At 66.9% G+C, this 2,523-nt stretch carries 4 protein-coding genes; 1 reads left to right on the top strand and 3 read right to left on the bottom strand.

Annotation, left to right across the window (positions count from 1 at the left end):
• Nucleotides 1-173: 173 nt before the first annotated feature.
• From VFZ20_RS14985 to VFZ20_RS14975, 3 genes are all read right to left on the bottom strand, one after another.
• Nucleotides 174-545, bottom strand: coding sequence for a CYCXC family (seleno)protein (locus VFZ20_RS14985; protein WP_329684713.1), 372 nt, complete (start codon nucleotides 543-545; stop codon nucleotides 174-176).
• Between the two features lie 149 nt (nucleotides 546-694).
• Nucleotides 695-1,561: a hypothetical protein gene (locus VFZ20_RS14980; RefSeq protein WP_329684712.1), complete on the bottom strand. Its 867-nt coding sequence runs from the start codon at nucleotides 1,559-1,561 to the stop codon at nucleotides 695-697.
• A 35-nt stretch (nucleotides 1,562-1,596) separates the two neighbouring features.
• Entirely contained in the window at nucleotides 1,597-1,962 is a 366-nt protein-coding gene (locus VFZ20_RS14975; protein WP_329684711.1) for a metalloregulator ArsR/SmtB family transcription factor, read from the bottom strand.
• A 191-nt stretch (nucleotides 1,963-2,153) separates the two neighbouring features.
• On the opposite strand from VFZ20_RS14975, the gene VFZ20_RS14970 reads away from it, so the two are divergent.
• Nucleotides 2,154-2,523 (top strand): FTR1 family protein (locus VFZ20_RS14970; RefSeq protein WP_329684710.1); only part of this gene is annotated, 370 nt, incomplete at its 3' end.

The raw sequence follows: 2,523 nt of genomic DNA, 5'->3' as shown, positions 1-2,523 counted from the left end.
GAAACGATTCGACACAGACGCGGGCGCGGTACAGCAAAGCTGAGGTGGCGGAAGTCACGGTGCGGGTGCGTTAGCGACGCGCCCGCCCGCGTCCACCAGCTTGTGGCGGCTGCGCGCCCACCGCCGAGTGTCCGCCGCCCGTGTTCCCCCCCGCCGATCCTCCCCAAACCCGGTCAGCTCACTGCTGCCGGGTTCATCCGTGCGTCGATCACCCTCCGTATTTCGTCCAGCGACGCGCCTTCCCTGTGCATCATGGCGGCGCCGAACGCCTCCGCCAGGCAAATCTCGCACTGGGCCCCGTGGTCGTCCTCGAAGCACGAGAGCAGGGAGCGGTGGTCGTGATGCTCCGAGCAGTGGCAGTAGCAATAGATCCCGTCGATGACCTCGGGGATCTTCGCGACTTCGGCGTAGACCCCGGCAATCTGCGGATCCGCGGCGTACCGCTCGGGTGCCTGAACCCGGTCTCCCCGGACGCCGGGACGCGGCTCGGGATGGAGCTCGGCGTTCGCGCGCGGCGCGAACGCGCGAAGTAGCCCGCGATGCATACGGCCGCGAGTGCGGTCGCCCGCACGAGCCAGCGCCGGACGAGCGGGGTAGTCATCCGCCGGCGCTGCTGGCGCTTGGGGGGCGTTCTTGCATCCTGGTTGCTCATGGTCCTCGAGTCAGAGTCTCTGTCGTATGTATGCTCGCGCCGTCACCAGCGCCTGCCGATGCCGGCCATGACGATGTCGTTGTCGCCCCTGCCTCCGCGCAGCAGCTGAACACCGCTGAAGAGCTCGAAGCGGCCTACGCGGACGCTGGGGCGGAGAACCGCCGAATGGCGGGCCGAATGCCGGTCGAACCGCATGGCCGCGTATGTCGCCGTCAGCGCGAAGCGCTCGTTCCACGACGCCGTCACTTCGGCGCCCAGCGATGAGGACGCGAAGCCGTCCGTGTTCTCGTAGGCAGCGAAATGCGTCATCTCGCCGAGGTCGACGTGGGTTTCGATTCCGTGCGTTTCCCGATCGAACCCGGAACGGCTTCCGAAGACCGTCGCGGTGAAGCTCCCGCTTTCCACCTGCACGCCGCCGAAGATCATCCCGTGCCCCACGCGGACCGGCTCAGCGGTGGCGAGGTCGGTCGCCTGGACGCGCGCGTAGACGGAGTTCGCGAACAGGCGGATCTCAGCCGCTTCCGAGGCGTGGACCGCGTGCGTGGCGTGTGCGCCCACCGCCCATGCATGCTGCTTTTCCGTTGGCAGGTACCCGAAGGTGAAGACGCCCAGCTCCAGCCGATCGGAAAGCTCCCGGCGGAGCTCCAGGCCCAACGATGGGAAGACGGGCTCGTCAAAGCTCTCCTGCACCACGTGTGCGCTGATCCCGAACGTGCCTCCCCACGCCTTACGGCTGAAGTTCAGCCCGGCGTGCCGATAGCCCTCACGTCCGATGAATAGCTCCGCTTCGGTCTCAGACCCGTGCAGGAACCAGAGGCTCCCCGTCGTGTCGGGCGGGACAGCTGGATGCCCGCCAGCGCTCAGGCTCGCCGGAATCGCGAGCCTGAGTATCAGCAGCATCAGCAGCACCCCTCCAGTCCGCTTGTCGCCCATGGTAAGCGGCATCATGCGGCCTGGGGTCCATTGTGTTCTACTCCACCATCCCCGTAACGGGGGCAGCAGCGGACCCCGCGGGCAACGTCCGTCAGGAGCGCGTCGGCGAGGCCGAGCAGCGCTTCGACTCGCTCGTCCGCGAGCGAGTAGATCCCGAAGCGTCCCTGCTGCTCGCGGAACACCAGGCCGCAGTCCAGCAGGCAGGCAAGGTGGTTGGAGACGTTCGGCTGGCCGAGGCCGGTCGCTTCCACCAGGTCGCTGACGCTGCGCGGTCCGCCTCGGAGCGCTTCCAGGATCGAGAGGCGCGATGGATCGCAAAATCCGCGGAACAGCTTGGCTCGCGTCTCGAGCGGGATCGTTGGGAGGGTAAGCGTCATCGGTACGTCTGGAGGTTTGCGTCAGCCGCCAATGATGCGTGGTGCCAGGAGCGGAGTCAACCCGGGGCCAGATGCCGACGCACGAACCAATCCCTCACCTCCTGATCAAGGTGGAGGGCTCGGCGTTGACGGGATTCGGGAGCAGCCTTATACTCGTTGAGATTCATTCTCAACAAGGAAATGACATAACCATGGCTGCTGTCGGCGAAGGAGCGGGTATCCCCTTGATGTCTGGCAATCCGTCTCGTCGGCGACTCGGGTCTTTCCATGCCGCCCTGGGCGGCGCGGGGGCACTCCTCATCACGGGCGTGCTCCTCTGGCAGGGGATCACCGCCGCCGGCAACCCCGACCCGCTCAGCGAAGGCATCAGCCAGTCTGCGGCCGTCATGAACACCGGCATCGTGGTGTTTCGAGAGGGCCTCGAAGCCATCCTGGTGCTCGCGGCCCTCACCGCCAGCATGGTGCGCAAGCGTCAGGACTTCTGGCGGCCCATCGCGCTGGGCGCGGCGATCTCCTTCGCCGCGTCGGTTGCGACGTGGTTCATCGTGGTCGCGCTGATCG

The organism is Longimicrobium sp., assembly GCF_036280135.1.
Taxonomy (GTDB): Bacteria; Gemmatimonadota; Gemmatimonadetes; order Longimicrobiales; family Longimicrobiaceae; genus Longimicrobium.
This window is presented reverse-complemented; position numbering and strand designations above follow the sequence as displayed.

Bases quoted from the DNA above. Each gene is read 5' to 3' on its own strand.
- VFZ20_RS14975 (WP_329684711.1), bottom strand. From the start codon at position 1,962: ATGACGCTTACCCTCCCAACGATCCCGCTCGAGACGCGAGCCAAGCTG.
- VFZ20_RS14985 (WP_329684713.1), bottom strand. From the start codon at position 545: ATGCATCGCGGGCTACTTCGCGCGTTCGCGCCGCGCGCGAACGCCGAG.